The 20968-nt window shown below is 47.4% G+C and carries 16 protein-coding genes; 12 read left to right on the top strand and 4 right to left on the bottom strand.

Annotation, left to right across the window (positions count from 1 at the left end):
* The first annotated feature begins 387 nt into the window (after positions 1-387).
* The 3 genes from HMPREF3047_RS07355 to HMPREF3047_RS07345 all read left to right on the top strand — a co-directional run bounded on the left by HMPREF3047_RS07355 (position 388) and on the right by HMPREF3047_RS07345 (position 7345).
* Entirely contained in the window at positions 388-3003 is a 2616-nt protein-coding gene (locus HMPREF3047_RS07355) for a type I restriction-modification system subunit M (protein ID WP_070646087.1), read from the top strand.
* A gap of 9 nt (positions 3004-3012) precedes the next feature.
* Positions 3013-4176 carry a restriction endonuclease subunit S gene (locus tag HMPREF3047_RS07350; protein ID WP_070646090.1) on the top strand — a complete coding sequence of 388 codons (1164 nt, stop codon included), beginning with the start codon at positions 3013-3015 and terminating at the stop codon, positions 4174-4176.
* Between the two features lie 67 nt (positions 4177-4243).
* Positions 4244-7345 carry a type I restriction endonuclease subunit R gene (locus HMPREF3047_RS07345; protein ID WP_070712954.1) on the top strand — a complete coding sequence of 1034 codons (3102 nt, stop codon included), beginning with the start codon at positions 4244-4246 and terminating at the stop codon, positions 7343-7345.
* Positions 7346-7424: 79 nt separating this feature from the next.
* On the opposite strand, the gene mobA is transcribed toward HMPREF3047_RS07345, so the two are convergent.
* Complete coding sequence (gene mobA, locus HMPREF3047_RS07340; RefSeq protein ID WP_070585308.1) at positions 7425-8006, bottom strand: molybdenum cofactor guanylyltransferase MobA; 582 nt, start codon at positions 8004-8006, stop codon at positions 7425-7427.
* Positions 8007-8265: 259 nt separating this feature from the next.
* On the opposite strand from mobA, the gene HMPREF3047_RS07335 reads away from it, so the two are divergent.
* The 3 genes from HMPREF3047_RS07335 to trmB all read left to right on the top strand — a co-directional run bounded on the left by HMPREF3047_RS07335 (position 8266) and on the right by trmB (position 11533).
* Complete coding sequence (locus HMPREF3047_RS07335; RefSeq protein ID WP_070712952.1) at positions 8266-10026, top strand: histidine kinase; 1761 nt, start codon at positions 8266-8268, stop codon at positions 10024-10026.
* Positions 10023-10679 (top strand): response regulator, encoded by a 657-nt coding sequence (locus HMPREF3047_RS07330; RefSeq protein WP_070712950.1) that lies wholly within the window; start codon positions 10023-10025, stop codon positions 10677-10679. The genes HMPREF3047_RS07335 and HMPREF3047_RS07330 overlap by 4 nt, the downstream gene beginning before the upstream one ends.
* 137 nt (positions 10680-10816) lie before the next feature.
* On the top strand, positions 10817-11533 hold the full coding sequence (gene trmB / locus HMPREF3047_RS07325) for a tRNA (guanosine(46)-N7)-methyltransferase TrmB (RefSeq protein ID WP_070712947.1): 717 nt from the start codon (positions 10817-10819) through the stop codon (positions 11531-11533).
* 57 nt (positions 11534-11590) lie between these two features.
* On the opposite strand, the gene ilvA is transcribed toward trmB, so the two are convergent.
* The gene (gene ilvA, locus HMPREF3047_RS07320; protein ID WP_070585312.1) at positions 11591-13114 is read right to left on the bottom strand and encodes a threonine ammonia-lyase, biosynthetic; all 1524 of its coding nucleotides are present in this window, start codon (positions 13112-13114) and stop codon (positions 11591-11593) included.
* A 204-nt stretch (positions 13115-13318) separates the two neighbouring features.
* Between ilvA and HMPREF3047_RS07315 the strand changes: the two genes are divergently transcribed.
* Complete coding sequence (locus tag HMPREF3047_RS07315; protein WP_070585314.1) at positions 13319-14536, top strand: D-alanyl-D-alanine carboxypeptidase family protein; 1218 nt, start codon at positions 13319-13321, stop codon at positions 14534-14536.
* Between the two features lie 224 nt (positions 14537-14760).
* On the opposite strand, the gene HMPREF3047_RS07310 is transcribed toward HMPREF3047_RS07315, so the two are convergent.
* Positions 14761-16389 carry an ABC-F family ATPase gene (locus HMPREF3047_RS07310; RefSeq protein WP_070712944.1) on the bottom strand — a complete coding sequence of 543 codons (1629 nt, stop codon included), beginning with the start codon at positions 16387-16389 and terminating at the stop codon, positions 14761-14763.
* Positions 16390-16574: 185 nt separating this feature from the next.
* Between HMPREF3047_RS07310 and HMPREF3047_RS07305 the strand changes: the two genes are divergently transcribed.
* The 5 genes from HMPREF3047_RS07305 (at position 16575) to HMPREF3047_RS07285 (ending at position 20243) form a co-directional block, all read left to right on the top strand.
* The gene (locus tag HMPREF3047_RS07305; RefSeq protein ID WP_036491242.1) at positions 16575-16769 is read left to right on the top strand and encodes a hypothetical protein; all 195 of its coding nucleotides are present in this window, start codon (positions 16575-16577) and stop codon (positions 16767-16769) included.
* A gap of 12 nt (positions 16770-16781) precedes the next feature.
* On the top strand, positions 16782-17231 hold the full coding sequence (locus tag HMPREF3047_RS07300; RefSeq protein WP_070712942.1) for a DUF4124 domain-containing protein: 450 nt from the start codon (positions 16782-16784) through the stop codon (positions 17229-17231).
* Between the two features lie 160 nt (positions 17232-17391).
* Positions 17392-18228 carry a sulfate ABC transporter permease subunit CysT gene (cysT, locus tag HMPREF3047_RS07295; protein WP_070712940.1) on the top strand — a complete coding sequence of 279 codons (837 nt, stop codon included), beginning with the start codon at positions 17392-17394 and terminating at the stop codon, positions 18226-18228.
* A gap of 84 nt (positions 18229-18312) precedes the next feature.
* The gene (gene cysW, locus HMPREF3047_RS07290) at positions 18313-19173 is read left to right on the top strand and encodes a sulfate ABC transporter permease subunit CysW (RefSeq protein ID WP_070712938.1); all 861 of its coding nucleotides are present in this window, start codon (positions 18313-18315) and stop codon (positions 19171-19173) included.
* A complete protein-coding gene (locus HMPREF3047_RS07285; protein ID WP_070712936.1) occupies positions 19170-20243 on the top strand; it encodes a sulfate/molybdate ABC transporter ATP-binding protein in 1074 nt (357 codons plus the stop codon). Before cysW ends, HMPREF3047_RS07285 begins: the two co-directional genes overlap by 4 nt.
* A 54-nt stretch (positions 20244-20297) precedes the next feature.
* On the opposite strand, the gene ung is transcribed toward HMPREF3047_RS07285, so the two are convergent.
* Positions 20298-20957 (bottom strand): uracil-DNA glycosylase, encoded by a 660-nt coding sequence (gene ung / locus HMPREF3047_RS07280; protein ID WP_070712934.1) that lies wholly within the window; start codon positions 20955-20957, stop codon positions 20298-20300.
* Positions 20958-20968 lie beyond the last annotated feature (11 nt).

The following is a 20968-nucleotide window of genomic DNA, read 5'->3' as shown; positions in this document are numbered from 1 at the left end:
CCAAAAAGCAGCCTGTACTTTTCAGACGGCCTTTTTTCTTTTTCAAAGAGTAGAGAAATTTCAAAGAGTTTTTATAAATCATCTTCAAAATCCAAACGCTTGTTCTATCCTAATCATTTATATTCAAAGATGACAAGCTCAATCTCATCCTCGCCAATAGAGATAGCGGCTATTATATGGATACAAGATGCCGTCTGAAAGTTGAGTTTCAGACGGCCTTTGTGTAATGTGAGCTTTCCTACCATTTTTCCTTGCATCGATGAATCATACTTCCTCTACGATGTAAATTATGTAAACACTGTGTTGATGGTTTATCATAGCTAGACTCGCACCTAGCAATCATAAATACCGCAATATGTATAAAATCAAAAACCAATAAGAGAAAAAATGAATAAACAACAACTTGCAGCCAAAATTTGGCAATCTGCGAATAAAATGCGTTCCAAAATTGAAGCGAACGAATACAAAGACTACATCTTAGGCTTTATTTTCTACAAATTTTTGTCCGACAAACTGGAGAAATTTGCCCTTGAACAAGGCTTAGAAAAATCAAATTTTGCCGATGAGCTTACCGAATCTAACGTGGATCTTGTCAACCATATCAAAAGAAACCTCGGCTATTTCATCAGCTACGAACATCTATTCTCAACTTGGTTAGCCCAAGGCTCGGATTTCAATATTGCCAACGTCCGCACTGCAATGAGCGCTTTCAGCCGCAATATTGCAGAAAACTACATCTCAGTTTTTGACGGCATTTTCAAAACCTTAGAATCCGGTTTGAGCAAATTGGGCGATACCGCCGCCAGCCAAACCAATGCGGTGAAAGACCTTTTCGTACTGATTGCCGATATTCCGATGGACGGCAAACAGGGCTATGACGTATTGGGCTTTATTTATGAATACCTGATTAGCATGTTTGCTGCCAACGCAGGCAAAAAAGCGGGTGAATTTTATACGCCGCACGAAGTATCTTTGCTGATGTCGGAGATCATTGCCGACCATCTCAAAGATCGCGAAGAAATCAGCATTTACGACCCGACCAGCGGCTCAGGTTCATTGCTGATCAACATCGGCCATAGCGTTGCCAAACATCTCAAAAGCGCCGACAGTATCAAATATTACGCACAAGAATTAAAAGAAAACACTTACAACCTCACGCGCATGAATTTGGTCATGCGCGGCATTTTGCCGAGCAATATTTTCACCCGCAACGCCGACACATTAGAAGACGACTGGCCGCTGGAAGGCGATCCGCTGTATCTGGATGCCGTAGTGTCCAATCCGCCCTATTCCCAGCCGTGGAATCCCAAAGACAAAGAAGGCGACATCCGCTACAAACGTTTTGGCGTCGCCCCGCAGGCAAAAGCCGATTTTGCCTTTTTATTGCACGACCTCTTCCACTTAAAACCCGACGGCATCATGACCATCGTCTTGCCGCATGGCGTGCTTTTTAGAGGTGGCGAAGAAGAGAAAATCCGAAAAAATCTGATTGAATACAATCATATCGATGCCATTATCGGTCTGCCTGCCAATATCTTTTTTGGTACGGGCATTCCCACCATCATCGTCGTTTTACGCCAAGAGCGCGAACGTAACGACGTGTTGATGATTGACGCCTCCAAGCATTTCATCAAAGTGGGCAAAAACAACCATTTGCAGGCAAGCGACATCAAGCGCATTGTCGATTGCGTGACCCATCGCCGGGAATTGCCTAAATTCTCCCGCATTGTGCCGAAAGCCGAAATTGTGGCAAACGGCTACAACCTCAACATTCCACGCTATGTCGACTCTGCCGAGCCGGCAGAGCAATGGGATATTTTCGCCACCATACACGGCGGCATTCCCAAAGCCGAGCTGGCACAATTCGCAGACTATTGGGCAGCCTTTGACGGTTTACAGACAGCCTTATTTACCGATAACGGCACACCTTATGTGCAGCCGAAAACTGACAATCTTAAAGCCGCCATGCAAAGCCACGCCAGCGTGCTGAATTACCAAGCGCAATTTGCAGAAAACTTTGCCGATTTCCCCGCTCGCTTGGAAATCCTGCTGATTGAGCCGATGGAAACGCTCAATATCTCCCAAACCCAGCAGCAGCTTGCCGAACTCATCCGCCAAAAAGTGCAGGCAATGCCCCTATTGGATTTTTATACCGCCTATCAAAAACTCGATGACCTATGGCGCGCCGATGTGGCAGGCATTGCCGCCGATTTGGAGATGATTCAAACCGAGGGCAAACAGGCAATTAAGCAGGTTGATCCATTTATGGTGTTGAAAAAAGACAGCAAAACCAAAAAAGAAGCCGAAGTACAAGACGGCTGGGTGGGGCATATTCTGCCGTTTGAATTGGTACAGGCCGTCAAATTGCCGCAGGAATTGGCAAACCTGAAAGCCAAAGAAACCCGTTTAGAGGAAATCGCCGCCGAAATGCAAAGCATTTTGGAAAACCTAAGTGAAGAAGAAAAAGCCTGCCCTGCCGTCAATGAACAAGGCGACGGCTTTATCAATGCCGAAATTCCAAAAGCCTTGCAACAAGAATTGGAAGCCGACGGCATAACAATTGCTAAAAAAGCCGACTTGACCAAAGCCATCGACAAACACATTTTTGCCGAAGAAAGCCTGGGCGCAAAATTGCAGGCTGCCTATAAACTGCTTGCCGAAGAAAAAACGCTCAAGGCAGAACTCAAAACCCAATCCGCCGAGCTTCACAGCAAAACCAAAGCCGCCATTGAAGCACTTAGCGATGCCGAAGCCCTCGATTTGCTCCGCCAAAAATGGTTTGTTCCGCTCAATGCCGCGATGTGCAGGCTGCCTGAAAACATGCTGGCGCAATTCAGCCAAAAACTGACCGCACTTTGCGACAAATATGCCGACACCTATCAGCACATCAGCGAGCGTAAACAGGAAAGCTCCGCCGCACTGGCGCAAATGATGGACGAACTCACCGGCAGCGAGTTTGATTTGCAGGGCATTGCCGCATGGCAGGCGATTTTGAAAGGCTAAGGGGGCAAAATGAATAAGCAACAAGAGCCACGTTTGCGGTTTAAAGGGTTTACAGAAGAGTGGAAAAATAAAACTTTAGGCGATTTAGGAAGAGTAGAAATGTGTCGCCGTATTTTTAAAGAGCAAACCCAGCCAAGTGGTGAAATTCCCTTTTTTAAAATCGGTACATTTGGACAAGAACCAGACGCATTTATCAGTAGTGAATTATTTGAGGAATACCGCCAAAAATACCCTTATCCTAAACAAGGAGATATTTTAATTTCTGCTGCGGGTACAATTGGCCGAACGGTTAAATTTACAGGGGAGAATGCGTATTTTCAAGATAGCAACATAGTTTGGTTGCGTTTTGATGAAAGCCAAATAACTTCAACATTTTTAAATATCACATACCAAAATATTAAATGGGATTTAGAAGGAAGCACAATCAAGCGGTTATATAACAGTGATTTATTATCAGCAGAAATAACTGTACCTTCCCTTCCTGAACAAACCCACCTCGGTTTGTTTTTCAGTCGTTTAGACAGCCAAATTGCCGAGAGCCGTGCGGTATTGGAAAAAAGCCGTCAGCTTAAAAAGGCAATGCTGGCAAAAATGTTCCCCGCAAACGGTGAAAAAATACCAAAAATCCGCTTTAAAGGGTTTGAGGGGGAATGGGAGACATATCAAATTTGTGATTTATTTAGAATTACTCGTGGTAATGTCTTAGCTACGACAAATTTAGTAGATAATAAAAATGAAGATTATTGTTATCCTGTCTATAGTTCACAAACGAAAAATAAAGGTCTGATGGGATATTGGAAACATTACCTGTTTGAAAATGCGATTACTTGGACAACTGATGGAGCAAATGCTGGAGATGTAAATTTTCGTTCAGGGAAATTCTATTGCACAAATGTGTGTGGGGTTCTAATTAATGAAGAGGGTTTTGCAAATCAATGTATTGCTGAGATTCTCAATTTAGTTACACACAGCTATGTATCCTATGTTGGAAATCCTAAATTGATGAATAATGTAATGGCGGAAATTCCTATACTTATTCCACCAACCATTAAAGAACAAACCGCTATCGGTAATTTCTTCCGCCAACTAGACGAAACCATTGCCTTACAGTCGGCAGAAGTCGAAAAATTAAACCAACTCAAAAAAGGGCTGTTGGCGGCGATGTTGGTATAGGGCAGTGTCCCTGCCCATGATTGAGGCCGTCTGAAAAATTGTAGTAGCGCCCTTACGGAGAAAAAGAATGTTTAATAAAGAAGCTGATTTTGAAAACGCACTGATTGCCTTGCTTGCCACCAAAAGCTGGGAAAAGGAAGTGTTGCGCTATCCTACCGAAGAAGAGTTGATTGCCAACTGGCAGGCGCATTTGAATAAAACCAACCAACATATCGACAAGCTCGATGTGCCGTTGCTTCGCACGGAAATGAACCAGATTTTGGAGCAGGTGCAGGCATTAAAAACGCCTTATGCGCTAAACGGCTTTATCAATGGCAAAACGGTAGCAATCAAGCGTGAAAATGAGGAAAGCCGTCATTTCGGCAAGGAAGTGTCGCTGGATATTTTCGACCGTGAGGAAATTTCTGCCGGCAAAAGCCGCTATCAAATTGCCCAGCAGCCCCAATTTACTCCTCGTTCGGATTTATACCCTAAGCAGCGAGGCGATTTGATGTTGTTAATCAACGGTATGCCGATGTTTCATATTGAGCTGAAACGCTCTGGCGTACCCATCAGCCAAGCAACCAATCAAATTGAGCGATACCATAAGGCAGGCGCGTTTTCGGGCATTTTTAGCCTGGTGCAGGTGTTTGTGGCTATGACGCCGGAAGAATGCCGCTATTTTGCCAATACCGGTGGTCAATTAAATCCTGCGTTTTATTTCCGTTGGGCGGATTTCAATAATGTGTATATGAACGATTGGAATAAGGTGGCGACGCATTTCCTCTCGATTCCGATGGCGCACCAGTTTATCGGCGATTACACCATTGCCGATGCGAAAGACGAGCAGCTGAAAGTGTTGCGCAGCTATCAGTATTATGCGGTCAACAAAATTGCCGACACGGTGGCAAAAACAGATTGGACTTTGGGCAATCAGCGCGGCGGCTATATTTGGCATACCACAGGCTCGGGCAAAACGATGTCGAGTTTTAAATCGGCACAGTTAATCAGCCGCCGTAAAGATGCGGATAAGGTGATTTTCTTGCTCGACCGTATTGAGCTGGGCAAGCAATCGCTGGAGGAATATCAGAATTTTGCCGATAGTAAAGATGATGTGCAGGCAACGGAAAACACCGCCATTTTGCTCGCCAAGCTGAAAAGCAAACAAGACCGCGACCGCTTAATCGTTACCTCCATTCAAAAAATGAGTAATATCAAGGCGGAAGAAGGGGTAAATGAGGCTGACATCGAGCAAATCAGTGGCAAGCGGCTAGTGTTTATCATTGATGAAGCCCACCGCACTACTTTTGGCGATATGTTGCTCACCATTAAGCACACCTTCCCCAATGCGATTTTCTTCGGCTTTACCGGCACGCCGATTGAAGAAGAAAACGCTAAGAAAAATTCAACCACTGCCACGGTTTTCGGCAATGAATTGCACCGCTATTCGATTGCAGACGGCATTCGCGATGAAAATGTGCTGGGCTTTCACCCCTTCCATATCCGTACCTTTAAAGACAGCGACTTACGCAGATCTGTCGCTTTGCAAGAAGCCAAAGCAACAGATGAAAGCGAAGTATTTGCCGATGATCAAAAGAAAAAAATCTACAATCAATTTATGAATGATGTGCCGATGGCGGGAGAATATACTTCAGACGGCAAATATCAAAAAGGCATTGAAGATTATATACCCAATGTGCAATATCAAACGCCGGAACATGTGAATGCAGTTATCGACGACATACTGGAAAATTGGCGACGCCTCAGCCAAGGCAAAAAATATCATGCCATTTTTGCCACCAGCTCTATTCCCGAAGCGGTCAATTATTACCGCCTAATTAAAGCCAGAATTGCTGAGGAAGCTAAAGATTCTGAGGAAGCTAAAAATTCCTTGCCGAAACTGACCGCCCTTTTTGATCCGAATATTCTTAACGATGGGCAAGGCAACGATAAGGAAAAATGGATTGCCGAAATTTTGGAAGATTACAACGCCCAGTTCGGCACAAGCCTCGGCTATGCCACTTATTCCCGATTTAAAACGGATTTGTCGGATAGGTTGTCGCATATCAATGCGTATAAGAGAATCAAGCCCGACGAGCAGCTGGATTTGTTGATTGTAGTCGATCAGATGCTGACAGGCTTCGACAGCAAATGGCTCAATACGCTCTATCTAGACAAAATTTTGGATTACGCCAACTTGATTCAGGCGTTTTCCCGCACTAACCGCGTATGCGACAAAACCGATAAGCCTTTTGGTTTAATCCGCTATTACCGCAAGCCGCATACGATGCAACGCAATATTGAGCGAGCCGTAAAACTTTATTCGGGCGACCGTCCAATGGGGCTGTTTGTCGATAATTTAGATAAGGTTATCGACAAAATGAATGTCTGTTTTTCCGATATTGCCGATATTTTCAAATGGGCAGGATTAGAGGATTTTTCAAAAAACCCTGATGATACAACCTCATGCGCAAAGTTTGTCAAACTATTCAATCAGCTCAATGAGCACTTACAAGCTGCTCGGCTCTTGGGTTTTTCTTGGGAAAAATCAAGCTATGACGTGGTACAGGAAGACGACAGCGTGATCACTGCCACACTCAATTTCGATCAAGAGACCTACGATAAACTGCTGGCTCGTTATAAAGATTTGTTTAAAGAAAGTTCAGGCAATGGTGGCGGTAGCGATGATGTGCCATTTGATTTGCGTTCGCACATCAACGAAATCGAAACCGATAAAATTGATCAAAATTATATGAATGCCCGTTTTGAAAAATGGCTTAAAACCATCGGCGGCATAGAAGAAGCTGCTGCACTTGAGGAGCTACACCACTCTTTTGCTACGCTTTCTAAGGAAGATCAAAAATTTGCTGAGTTGTTTTTACATGATGTGCAATCCGGCGATATCAAGCTTGATCCAAATTTAGCATTAAGTGATTACATCACCACGTATAAACAAAAAGATGCCAATGATAAGGTGCTAAAAGTAATTAAAGGTTTAGGGCTGGATGGAGATTTGCTACGTGCACTGCTGGCAAGAAAATATACCAGCGAAAATTTGGACTTAGGCAGACTAAATGACCTAAAAGAAACAGTCGATAGGGAAAAAGCCAAAGCTTATTTTAACGAAGAACGTATATTTTATTTAAATATACGGATTGATGAATTTCTAAGGGAACTAATTACAAGATAGTTATTACCTATTGAAAGATATTAAATAATCATCAAGTCAGCCTATCTCTACCTGAACATTAGTCCCCTTACTGATCCAACTACAAAGGCTGGGCCAAATCGTTTTCCGTGTTGTAGCTGATAAAATCCTGTTCATGAGGAAAATGGACGATCCGCGCGCGCTGTTGCTGCAGCCAGCCGCGGATGCTGCGCATTCCTGAATAAAGGTATGGCACGGTGCTTTGCAGGATTTGCGGCCGGATAAACATCACGCTGTAATGCGGTCTGGCAGGGGTCTCCACATAGAATGCATTACACAATGGCGTGCGCCGCGCGATGGTTTCAAACTGGGAAACCAAGTTTTCCGGCAAACGCGGCATATCGCAGGATACGATAAGCAGCCAATCGGCAGTGGCAATTTGCAAATCGTTGGCGGCTGTACACAAGGCGGCTAAAGGGCCGTAATGCTGCCATTGGCGCGCATCAGAGAAAACGTGCGCGCTGCGTTGGGCGTAAGACTCAAGGTTGCGATTGGCACTGATGGCGATGTGGCTGACTTGGGGGCGGATTTTTTCGATAACATGATCTATCAAGGCTTTGTTGTGCCATTGCACCAACCCCTTATCGACACCTCCCATCCGGCTTCCCTGCCCGCCGGCCAATATCAGTGCGAAAATTTTCATTTTGGTAGTCCTTTGCGAAGCAGAGTATGGAGTGTGGTTCAAGATGTTGTGTTTATTGGATAAGTTTCAAGGTTTCAGGCCGTCTGAAACCTTATTTTCATGATTTAATTCACTTGAGATGAATTTTATCATAACATGATTTTACATTAAACCCCTGTTTTTTCTTATCATAACCACACAATTATTTTAGACAGGTTGTTTATAGACCAAAAGAATGATATTTTTATAAGATTATCGGATTAGTTCCCCTGCGTGCTTTATGCGTTTATTCTCCGGATCTTCAGACGGCCTGAGCCTGTCTTCGCGTTTAAAACTGCTGACTTTTTTATGGGTCAGTTCGGCATTTTTGTCGATTGTCTTTACCCTTCTGCTTTCTTGGCGTTTGGAAAACGCGGCTAAAACGATTGAAGATGCAGGCAGTTTGAAAATGCAGGTGTATCGTTTGGCTTATATGGCAAGCGTCCGTACGCCCAATGCGCAAATTGATAACCAAATCAAAGAATTTGAGCGTACGCTGGCCAATGTGACGCAAAGTGATGCCATTCATCCGCTGATTCCGTCTCAAACGCCGTTGGCTTACGACTTGATTCAATCGATGCTGTTGATTGATTGGGAATCCAACATCAAGCCGTCTTTGCAACATTACGAGCGTCCAACCCAAATCGGCCTGTATCGTTTTGCCGGCAACATCGAGCTGTTTTTACAGGCGATGGAAAATGCCAACGAGCAAAATACCTTGTGGCTGCGCCGCTTTCAAATGGCCATGATGCTGATGATTGTTGTGGCCGCAGGCTTGATGATTGTTTGGCATTATTCATGGATTATCCGGCCCTTGGAAAAACTGCGTGATGGCGTAGAAACCATCAGCAAAGGGCATTTCGGCGTTCAAATCGAGACAGACCAGATCCGTGAGTTTGCCCAAGTAAGCAAGGGTTTTAACCAAATGAGCCGCCGTCTGCATACGCTTTATACAGACTTGGAAGGACAAGTTGCCAAACAAACCCAAGACTTGGCGCGGCAAAACCGTGATTTAACCCTGCTCTACCAAACCACGCGCAATCTGCACCAAACTTTTACGCCCCAACAGGCGGCAGAAGAATTTTTAACTCAGATTCTGCCGGCGTTTTCAGCCTTAGGAGGTACGGTATATCTTTCCGATGAGGAGCGGAAACGTTCTGATTTGGCGGCAAGCGTCGGTGAAACCGAAGAAGGAAATCGTGTAGAATTTCCGATCGTTTATCAAGACGAACAGCTCGGCGTACTGACCCTATATTTTTCAGACGGCCATATGCCTGATGAGCAAGACGAAAAACTGCTGCATACTTTAAGCGGACAGCTGGGCATTTCCATCGCCAACAACCGCATGGAACAAGAGCGCCGCCTGCTTGCAGTCTTGCAGGAGCGTAACTTGATTGCGCAAGGTTTACATGACAGCATCGCGCAAGCTTTGACCTTTTTGAATTTGCAGGTACAAATGCTGGAAAGCGCGTTTGCCTCAGACCAACGCGAGCAGGCCGAAGAAAATATCGGCTTCATCAAAGACGGCGTGCAGGAATGCTACGAGGACGTACGCGAACTTTTAATGAATTTCCGCACCAAAATCAGTAATAAAGATTTTCCTGAAGCGGTAGAATCGCTGCTGGCGCGTTTTGAACGACAAACCGGTATTCCAGTTGATTTAAAATGGCAGGACGACGGGCAGGCTTTGAATTATGATGAGCATTTGCAGATTATCTTCATCTTGCAGGAAAGCCTGTCTAATATCCGTAAGCACGCGCGTGCGCAACATGTCAGCGTCGAAATTGCCAACCACGGCGATTTTGTCATGACGATTCGTGACGACGGCGCTGGCTTTAATAAAGAACACCTATCAAACCGGCCTTCAGGCGAACATGTCGGCTTGGGCATTATGCAGGAACGGGCCCAACGGATTAACGCAGAATTGGCCATTACATCGCAGATTGGGCAAGGTACAGTTGTTATGCTGACGTTGCCGCAACAAATGAGAACAGCATCATGACGATTAAAATTACCCTTATTGACGACCACACCCTATTTCGCAGCGGTATCAAGGCCTTACTTTTACGCCAGCCTGATTTTGAAGTCGTCGGCGAAGCTTCAGACGGCCTGGCCGGCGTAAAAATGGTTGAGCAGCTCAAGCCTGATGTGGTTTTGCTGGACTTGGATATGCCGGTCATGAACGGCCGCGAAGCATTGGCCCAAATTTTAAGTATCAATCCGCAGCTGACCGTCATCATGCTGACCGTTTCTGAAGACAGCGATGATTTGACCGAATGTATGCGTATGGGTGCAAAAGGCTTTTTGCTGAAAAACATCAATGCCGACTTCCTGTTGGAAAGCATCCGCAAAGCCGTCGATGGCGACAATGTATTCTCTCCAGAAATGACCAGCCGCTTGGTGCAATCGCTGATTTCTCCATCTCCTTCCCGCTCCGACCATCTGCTGGAGCAACTGACCCCGCGTGAGATGGAAATCTTGGGCTATCTTGCCGCCGGACACAGCAACAAAATCATTGCCCGCCATTTGAATCTGGCAGAGTCAACCGTCAAAGTGCATGTGCAAAACCTGTTGCGCAAGTTGAACCTAAGCAGCCGCGTCCAAGCAGCGGTTTATGCGGTGCAACACAAAGTACCGCAACCGGTATTGTCTTAAAAAGGCCGTCTGAAACCTTCTTTTTAAAAGGTTTCAGGAAAAGCGTTTATTCGCTATAATCACGCCGATTTATATGCAGGGTTGTCTGATTCTTTCAGACGGCCTTTTTATTTGATTTCCCACTGATTTAAAACAACATGTCCGAAAATATTCCAGAAAATACACCCGAAAATACCGTTCCTGAAGAACACAAACGCAGCATCCGCAGTTTCGTCTTGCGCCAAGGCCATATGACCGCGGCCCAACAGCGCGCGATCGATACGATGTGGCCGCAATTCGGTGTGGACTTCCAAGAGGCTCCTTTGGATTTGAACCACGCTTTTGGACGGGATAATCCTAAAGTTTTGGAAATCGGTTTCGGTATGGGCGTTGCGACAGTGGAAATCGCCAAACGTCTGCCCGATACCGACTTTTTAGCAATTGATGTTCACGGCCCGGGCGTCGGCAATATCTTGAAGCTGATTGAGGAAGAACACATTTCCAATATCCGCGTGATGCGTCATGATGCGGTGGAAGTAGTGGAAAAGATGCTGGAAGACAGTTCTTTATACGGTATTCATATTTTCTTCCCTGACCCTTGGCACAAAAAACGTCACAATAAACGCCGCTTGGTACAAGTGCCGTTTGTTGAAAAGCTGCTGCCCAAACTCAAAAGCGGCGGCTATGTCCATATGGCAACCGACTGGGAAGAATACGCCGTGCAAATGCTGGAAGTTTTGAGCAGTTTTGACGCTTTGCAAAACACGGCTGCCGATTACGCCCCTACGCCTGATTATCGTCCTGAAACCAAATTTGAAGCCCGAGGCAAACGATTGGGTCATGGCGTTTGGGACTTGGTGTTCCGTAAGAAATAGCCGAACATAAAACACAAGGCCGTCTGAAAAATTTCAGACGGCCTTTTATCTTACTGATTAAGCTAAGAAAAGTTTATAAGCCGGATTATCGGTTTCTTCTTTATAAACATAACCCAAGCTCTCCAAGAAGTCGGTAAAGGCTTCATTGTCGCTTTCAGGTACATCGATACCGACCAAAATACGGCCATAGTCCGCACCATGATTGCGATAATGGAACAAGGTAATATTCCATTCGGCACGCATATGGTTCAAGAAGCGGGACAATGCGCCGGGACGCTCTGGGAATTCAAAGCTGACCAAGCGTTCGCTGGATACTTTTTCCGTACGTCCGCCGACCATGTAACGGATATGGATTTTGGCGATTTCGTCATTGGTCAGATCGACATTGGGCAGGCCTGCTTCAGTCAGTTGTTCACTGATGACGGCCAAGTCTTGCGCACCGGCGGTTTGCAGGCCGACAAAAATATGAGCATTGTTGTCGTTGCCGTAGCGGTAGTTGAACTCGGTAATGTTCCGACTACCCAATACATTGATAAACTTGAGGAAGCTGCCTTTTTCTTCAGGAATGGTAACGGCAAAAATACCTTCGTTGCCCTCGCCCAGTTCACTGCGTTCTGAAACATGGCGCAGGCGGTGGAAGTTCATGTTGGCGCCGCTGGTAACGGCAACCAGGTTTTGACCTTGGATATTGTTTTTCGCAACGTAAGCCTTCAAGCCGGCAAGCGCCAATGCGCCTGCAGGTTCGGTAATGCTGCGCGTATCGTCAAAAATATCTTTAATTGCGCCGCACAACATATCCGTATTGACCGTAATAATCTCGTCCAGCAGCTCTTTACACAGGCGGAAGGTTTCATCACCGACAACCTTGACCGCCGTGCCGTCTGAAAACAGGCCTACATCTTTCAAATGTACGATTTCCCCTGCCTCAACCGATTGTTTCATACAGCAAGAATCATCGGTTTGCACGCCAATGACTTTAATTTCAGGGCAAACCTGTTTGATAAACGCCGCTACACCCGCTGCCAAACCGCCGCCGCCAATCGGGACAAAAATCGCATTGATATTGCGATGTTGTCGGAGAATTTCCATGCCGACAGTTCCCTGACCGGCAATCACATCAGGATCATCAAACGGCGCGATATAAGTCAGTTTTTCCTTTTCTGCCAACTCCATCGCATAATCATAGGCATCGTTGTAAGACACGCCTTTCAATACCACTTCGCCGCCTCGGCTCTTGACCGCATCAATTTTGATTTTCGGCGTAGTTTCCGGCATCACAATCACCGCACGGCAACCCAAATACTGCGCCGACAAAGCCACACCCTGTGCATGGTTGCCCGCACTGGCAGCAATCACGCCGCAATCCAAGGCTTCTTTAGGCAGTTTCGCCATTTTGTTGTACGCGCCGCGGATTTTGAACGAAAACACCGGCTGCAAATCTTCACGTTTGAGCAAAACCTGATTGTTCAGACGGCCTGACAGACTGCGCGCCAAATCCAAGGGCGTTTCTACGGCCACATCATAAACGGAAGCGGTCAAAATACGGGTTAGATAATCAGAAAGAGGAAGGGAATGGTTCATGGTATTTTAGTGTTCGGAAATAAATTGCAATTCGGTCAAATCGACCGGAGGAAAAAGTTAAAACCATACCCCTGAGGCCGTCTGAAGGCAAGAAAAATCTTAGCAAAGCCTAAATGAGACGGTATAATGTCCGCTTAATATCTATTTAATATGCCAAACTGTTTACTTTGAAACAGTGTCCACTCATATTCAAATCCACACATAATGATGAAAAAAACGCTACTTAGCTTAATTTTTGCTGCCCTCCTGAATACTCCTGCCCTTGCTGCAGACCCGGTTGCTTCCGCACCTGCCGTACAAAGCGAGGCTCAAACGCAGCCGCTGCTGCGCAGCATCAACAGCCCGACAACACCGCCGGAAATTGCGGCGACTGCCTACATCGTTACCGACCTGCACAGCAAGCAAACTTTGGCATCCAACAATGCCGACACGCCTATCGAGCCTGCCGCATTGACACAAATGATGACCGCCTACCTTGCCTTTAAAGCACTGGAAAACGGTACGCTCCAAGCAGATCAAATGCTGACAGTTTCAAACGTCGGCTGGAAAGTCGAAGGTTCTCGTATGTTCCTCGCCCCCAAAGTTCCTGTCAGCGTCAGCGATTTGATTAAGGGTACAACCATCCAGTCAGCCAACGATGCCGCCATTACCCTTGCCGAAGCTATTGGCAACGGCTCTATCGACGAATTCGTCAAACAAATGAACGAAGAAGCCAAACGCTTGGGCATGAAGCATACCCACTTCAACAACCCGACCGGTATTTCTTCTAACGGCCATGTTTCAACCGTTGGCGACTTGGCCATTTTGGCAGCCGCGCTGATCAATGACTATCCGAAATACTATCCTTTGTTTGCAAACAAATCTTTCAAATACAATAACATCGAGCAGCCCAACCGTAATCTCCTGCTCTATCGCGACAGCAGTATCGATGGTTTGAAAACCGGATATAGCGAAGGCGCAGGCTACCATCTCGCTGCTTCCAGCAAACGCAACAACCGCCGCATTGTTTCCATCCTTGCCGGTGCCGAATCCACCGAAGCGCGCGCCAGCGAAAGCAGCAAATTGCTCAACTGGTCATTGCAGGCATTTGATACACCTAAACTGTACAACGGCGGAGAAGTGATTTCCCAAGTCAAAGTTTACAAAGGCGGTACCAAAGCCGTAGATATCGGTTTCTTGGACGATGTTTACATTACCATTCCCCACGATACCGGCAAAAACGTCAAACCAATCTTAGAAACGCTTCAGCCCGTCCTCGCCCCGATTGAAAAAGGCCAAGTATTGGGCAAGCTGAAAGTCATGAAAGACGGCAAAATCATTGCCGAAAAAGACGTCGTCGCCCTGACCGGCGTGGAAGAAGGCAGCTGGTTGCGCCGTATGTGGGACGCGATTGTGTTGTGGTTTAAAGGTTTATTCAGTTAATCCTCTTTCTATCAAAACATAAATAAAGGCCGTCTGAAATTTTCAGACGACCTTTTGTATATCTGTTTTATGGCTTTAATAAAAATTCCTAATAAGAAATTTATCCATTTTAATCTTAGCAGTTTCAGTGATTGACAATATGAAACGCTTCAAAAAAATGCCGTCTGAAAACATAAAGATTTTCAGACGGCATTTCAATACCTTAATAGGCTATCAGTATGGGCTTAAACTAAGCCTTTTTTCTCCAGATAGCTTTCGTAATCGCCCAAGTAGTGTTCATATCCGCCTTTGCCATCCAATTCGATGATTTGGGTAGCCAATGAAGATACAAACTGACGGTCATGCGATACGAAAATCAGCGTGCCGTTGTATTTTTCCAGCGCCATGTTCAAGGATTCGATGCTTTCCATGTCCATGTGGTTGGTCGGTTCGTCCATGACCAAAACATTAGGTTTCAACAGCAACAGTTTGCCGTAAAGCATACGGCCTTTTTCGCCACCGGAGAGAACCTTCACTTTTTTCACAACATCGTTGCTGCCGAAGAGCAAGCGGCCTAAAGTGCCGCGGATGACTTGTTCGTCATCGCCTTCTTGACCCCATTGGCGCATCCATTCACTCAGGTCCATATCGACGTCGAAGTCATTTTCATGGTCTTGCGGATAGTAGCCGACGCTAGCTTTTTCCGCCCATTTGATGGTGCCTTCGTCCGGCAACAGGCCGTCTGAATATTCGGGGTTGTACGCGCCGGCCAAGAGTTTCAGCAAGGTAGATTTACCTGCGCCGTTCGGGCCGATGATGGCAAGGCGTTGGCCTGCTTCAAGGATAAAGTTCAGGTTTTTAAACAACTGAGTTTCAAAACGTTTAGCCAGTTTTTCAACTTCCACCGCCTGACGGTGCAACTTGGCTTTTTCGTCGGCTTCAAAACGGATATATGGGTTTTGACGGGTAGAAGGTTTGACTTCGACCATCTCCGATTTGATTTTGTCTGCCTGTTTCAGACGGCTGGTTGCCTGACGGGCTTTGGATTTGTTAGCGGAGAAGCGTGCGACAAACTCTTGCAGCTCTTGCAGTTTCTCTTTGGCTTTGGCGTTGTCTTTCAGGGCGCGCTCACGCGACTGGGCAGAAGCGAGCATATAGTCGTCGTAGTTGCCCGGATAGATGGTGATGGTGTTGTAGTCCAAATCCGCCATGTGTGTGCAGACTTCGTTCAAAAAGTGACGGTCATGCGAGATGATGATCATGGTGGAGTCGTATTGGTTCAACACGCCTTCCAGCCAGCGGATGGTATTAATGTCCAAGTTATTGGTCGGTTCGTCCAAGAGCAATACATCTGGTTTGGAGAACAGGGCTTGCGCCAGCAATACGCGCAGTTTGAAGCCCGGAGCGACTTCTGCCATGGTCGCATTGTGCAAATCTTCGGAAATGCCCACGCCGCTCAATAATTCGGCAGCGCGCGCTTCGGCGGTGTAGCCGTCGTATTCGGCGAACTTGGCTTCCAGTTCGGCAGCTTTCATATAGTCGTCTTCGGTGGCTTCGAGGTTGGCGTAAATCGCGTCGCGTTCGGTCATCGCCGCCCACATTTCGGTGTGCCCCATCATCACCACGTCCAGCACGCGCATGTCTTCGTAGGCAAACTGGTCTTGGCGTAATTTACCCAAACGCACGCCGTTTTCAATCGCTACTTCGCCGGCAGTCTGTTCCAAATCGCCGCCGAGGATTTTCATGAAGGTGGATTTGCCTGAGCCGTTGGCGCCGATCAAGCCGTAACGGTTGCCTTCGCCGAATTTGACGGATACGTTTTCAAACAGCGGCTTTGCGCCGAACTGCATGGTGATGCCGTTGGTAGAAATCATTATTCGTAAAACCTTTATAAATAGAATGTTATAATCGGACGCGATTGTAGCATATTTTTGCAAAGACCTCAGGATTGAGGCCATGGCAAATGCGCCCAATTTCGATGCAAGATGAAAACAGGCAACGCTTCACGCAAAAATGCGTTGTAGGCAGCATTTCAGGCCGTCTGAAACGGAGAAACGATATGGAAACGCACAAAATCTATTACGCCGTGATTATTTTAGTATGTGCCGCTTCCATGCTGCTCAGCCCGTTTTTCTATATCCGCCGCACGCGCTCGGGCGCCGAATTGCGGCGCGCACCCAGACAGTGGAAACCCATCCTATTCGCCAACATCATCATGATTGCGGCTTTGTTTGTTTGGTGGAAATGGTTTTAAGGAAAAATAAAAATGAACAAACTTTGGATCAGCACATTACTGCTCGCTTTGACAACTGCGGTTTCCGCCGCGCCTATTTTTGAATGTACCGATTCTGCCGGCCGCAAAATCTATACCCAAGCCGGCGGCAAAAACTGCAAAACCAGCAATATCGGCAAACCGTCCGTATATACTTCTGCGCCTGTTTCAACACCGGCAACGCCGACTTCCCCAAGCAAAGCCGAGCAGGCGGAAGAAGCTGTCGCCCCGATCAATCCGGCTGACGTTGGCGCGGCCAAGCGTGCTTTAGATACCGCCAAGAAAAATTTGGAAGAAGGCAAAAAAGTGCGTTATGGCAATGAACGCAACTATGCCCGTTATCTCGAACGGATCAACGGTTTGGAAAAAGCCGTCCGCTCGGCTCAGGAAAACTATGACGCGGCGCAACGCCAGCCTGCATATCAAGATCCTGTTGCCTATTGATTCTTACCACACCAGCAAGGCCGTCTGAAATTTGGTTTTCAGACGGCCTTTTCAGCTTTTCAATATAACAAAATCGTCTTTATACCAAACAAAGCATTCTTTCCAGTTTTCAGACGGCCTTGTTAAAGTAAGCGTGTATTAAATTCTGACGGTTGCCATTATGTTGTTACTCAAAACGCCTTCTGTATTGCCGGGTTTCAAGCTCAGCCTGGGTTTGACGGTTTTATGCCTGTCGCTTTTGGTGGTTTTGCCGTTTACAATGATGGCGGCCAAAGCGGCGGAAATCGGCTGGAGCGGATTTTGGAACACAATTACCGAACCCAATGTCTTGGCGGCCGTCTGGCTGAGCTTGCGGATGTCGTTTTATGCGATGTTGACCAATATCGTGTTCGGCACGTTGGTTGCCTGGGTATTGGTGCGCTATGAATTTCCGGGCAAAGGATTGGTAAACGCTTTGGTCGATTTGCCGTTTGCGCTGCCGACGGCGGTAACAGGCATTGCGTTGGCAACCTTGTATGCGCCCAATGGCTGGATAGGCCATTTTTTCGAGCCTTTGGGCATCAAAATCGCCTTTACGCCCATCGGTATTTGGATTGCGCTGATTGTCGTCAGCCTGCCCTTTATCGTCCGCGCCGTGCAGCCGGTATTGGAAGAATTGTCGGGCGAGTATGAAGAAGCGGCGGCGACTTTGGGCGCAAGCCGTTGGACTACGTTCCGCCGCGTCCTTTTGCCTGAAATTACACCAGCCCTGTTGACCGGAGCTGGCATGATGTTTGCCCGCTCTACCGGCGAATACGGCTCGGTCATTTTTATCGCAGGCAATATTCCGATGGTGTCTGAAATCCTGCCCTTGATTATTACCGGCAAGCTGGAGCAATACGATGCTCAGGGCGCGTCTGCCGTTGCTCTGTTTATGCTGATGATTTCGTTTGTCATCCTGCTGATTTTGAACATTATGCAATGGACTTTAAGCCGCCGCGCCGGAGCGAGGGTTTAACAAACAACAGGCCGTCTGAAACATCAAGCAAAAATTTTTCAGACGGCCTAAACGGATACAAGAATAAATAGAGACTTCACTAACATGAGAACCCATTCCACTAATCCAAACCTGAGCGAACCGCGTTGGCTGCGCGTGTTGCTGACCGCTACCGCCTTGGGCTTTCTGCTGCTGATGCTGGTCGTGCCTTTGGTTGCCGTGTTTTACGAAGCCTTAAAAGGCGGTTGGGATTTGTACCTGCAATCTCTGACCGATCCCGAAGCATGGTCTGCCATCAAATTAACGCTAATTACCGCGCTGATTGTCGTTCCTGTCAATGCCGTATTGGGCGTGGCGATGGCGTGGCTGTTGACCCGTTTTGATTTTCGCGGCAAGCAGTTGCTGACTACCCTGCTCGATTTGCCGTTTTCCGTATCGCCCGTGGTAGCCGGTTTGATGTTCGTCTTATTGTTCGGCGCGCACACGGCATTGGGCGGCTGGCTGGAAGCGCAAGGCATACAGATTATCTTCGCTATCCCCGGCATTATTTTGGCGACGCTGTTCGTTACCTTTCCCTTTGTCGCACGTGAAATCATTCCTTTAATGCAGGCGCAGGGCGACAGCGAAGAACAGGCCGCGCTGATTCTCGGCGCAAGCGGCTGGCAGATGTTTTGGCGCGTTACCCTGCCCAACATCAAATGGGCGCTGCTCTACGGCATCATCCTCACCAACGCCCGTGCGATGGGCGAGTTCGGCGCGGTCAGCGTGGTATCGGGGCATATCCGCGGCGAAACCAACACCATCCCGCTTTTGGTCGAAATCTTCTACAACGAATACAACTTCACCGGCGCATTCGCCCTCTCCGGCGTATTGGCACTTTTAGCCTTGGCCACCTTGCTGGTGCAAAATATCATCACAAAATTACAAGACAAAAAACTCGCCGCCGCCGAAAGGAACGCAGCATGAGCATTACTATTCAAAACCTAAACAAACACTTCGGAACGTTCCACGCGCTGAAAAACATCAACCTCAACGTCCCCACCGGCAAACTCGTTTCCCTGCTCGGCCCTTCCGGCTGCGGCAAAACCACTCTCCTGCGCATTATCGCCGGACTGGAAAACGCCGACGGTGGCAATATTCTCTTTGACGGCCAAGACGTAACCGCCAAGCATGTGCGCGAGCGCAAAGTCGGCTTCGTATTCCAACACTACGCCCTCTTCCGCCACATGAACGTGTTTGACAACGTCGCCTTCGGTTTGACCGTATTGCCCAAGTCCGAACGCCCGTCCAAAGAACAAATCCGCGCCAAAGTCGAAGAATTGCTCAAACTCGTGCAGCTCTCCCACCTCGCCAAATCCTATCCGCACCAACTCTCCGGCGGCCAACGCCAGCGCATCGCCCTCGCCCGTGCGCTTGCGGTCGAACCGAAACTCCTGCTTTTGGACGAACCCTTCGGCGCGCTGGATGCCAAAGTGCGCAAAGAATTGCGTACCTGGCTGCGCGACATTCATCATAACCTAGGCGTAACCAGCATTCTGGTAACACACGACCAAGAAGAAGCCCTCGAAGTTTCCGACGAAATCGTCGTCATGAACCACGGCAAAATCGAACAAACCGGCAGCGCCGAAGCCATTTACCGCAAACCCGAAAACGCCTTCGTTACCGAGTTTCTCGGCGAAACCGACGCATTTGAAGGACGCATCGAAAAAGGCATCTGGCATTACCACGGCTTCGCGTGGAAATTGGACGCGCACTATAAATGGCAGGAACAAACCGCTATCGGCTACATCCGTCCGCACGAATGGCAGCTTGCCGCCGAAAACGAAACACCGATGATCCGTGCCAAAATCGAAAAAATCCACGCCGTCGGCGCATTGACGCATATTTTGGTCAAACACGACAAACAGGACGTACATATCACGCTGGCTGGCAGCGATGCCGCGCGTTACCAAATTGCCGAAGGCAAAGAATTGAAGCTGATTCCGAAACAGGTTTATGTCTTTTCTCAAAACGAACTGATTGAATATTCGATTTGAGACTAAATCATAAGGCCGTCTGAAAATCTGCTGTCAGACGGCCTTTCATCTTATTTAAACCTGCCAATCAATCGGCTCTAAACCATGTGCCTGCAAATAAGCGTTTGCCTGCGAAAAATGTTTGCAGCCGAAAAAACCTCTATAAGCAGACAAGGGAGAAGGATGCGGCGCGGTCAGCACCAAATGACGGTTGCGGTCGATAAACGCGCCTTTCTTCTGCGCATGGCTGCCCCACAGCATAAAGACTAAATGCTCGCGTTCCTTATCCAATTGTCGGATGACTTCATCGGTAAACGCCTCCCAGCCGAAGGTCGCATGGGAATGCGCCGCACCGGCACGGACAGTCAATACTGTGTTCAACAGCAACACGCCCTGTTCCGCCCAATGCTGCAAATAGCCATGTTGCGGAATCTGAAAGCCTTCAATATCCGTCGCCAACTCTTTATAAATATTGACCAGCGACGGCGGCACCGCAATTTCAGGCTGGACGGAAAACGCCAAACCATGCGCCTGACCCGCACCGTGATACGGGTCTTGCCCCAATATCACTACTTTTACATTTCCGAATTCAGTCGTCCGAAAAGCATTGAATACGTCGCGCTCAGGCGGATAAACGGTTATCCCCGCCTGCCTGTCATTGCGTACTTTCTCCAAAATCGATTGAAAATACGCCTTTTCTTTTTCCGCACCAATTGCCTCGTGCCAAGTCTGCATTATTTGCCGCT

The sequence above is a fragment of the Neisseria sp. HMSC075C10 genome, assembly GCF_001815615.1.
In the GTDB taxonomy this organism is placed as follows: domain Bacteria; phylum Pseudomonadota; class Gammaproteobacteria; order Burkholderiales; family Neisseriaceae; genus Neisseria; species Neisseria subflava_A.
This window is presented reverse-complemented; position numbering and strand designations above follow the sequence as displayed.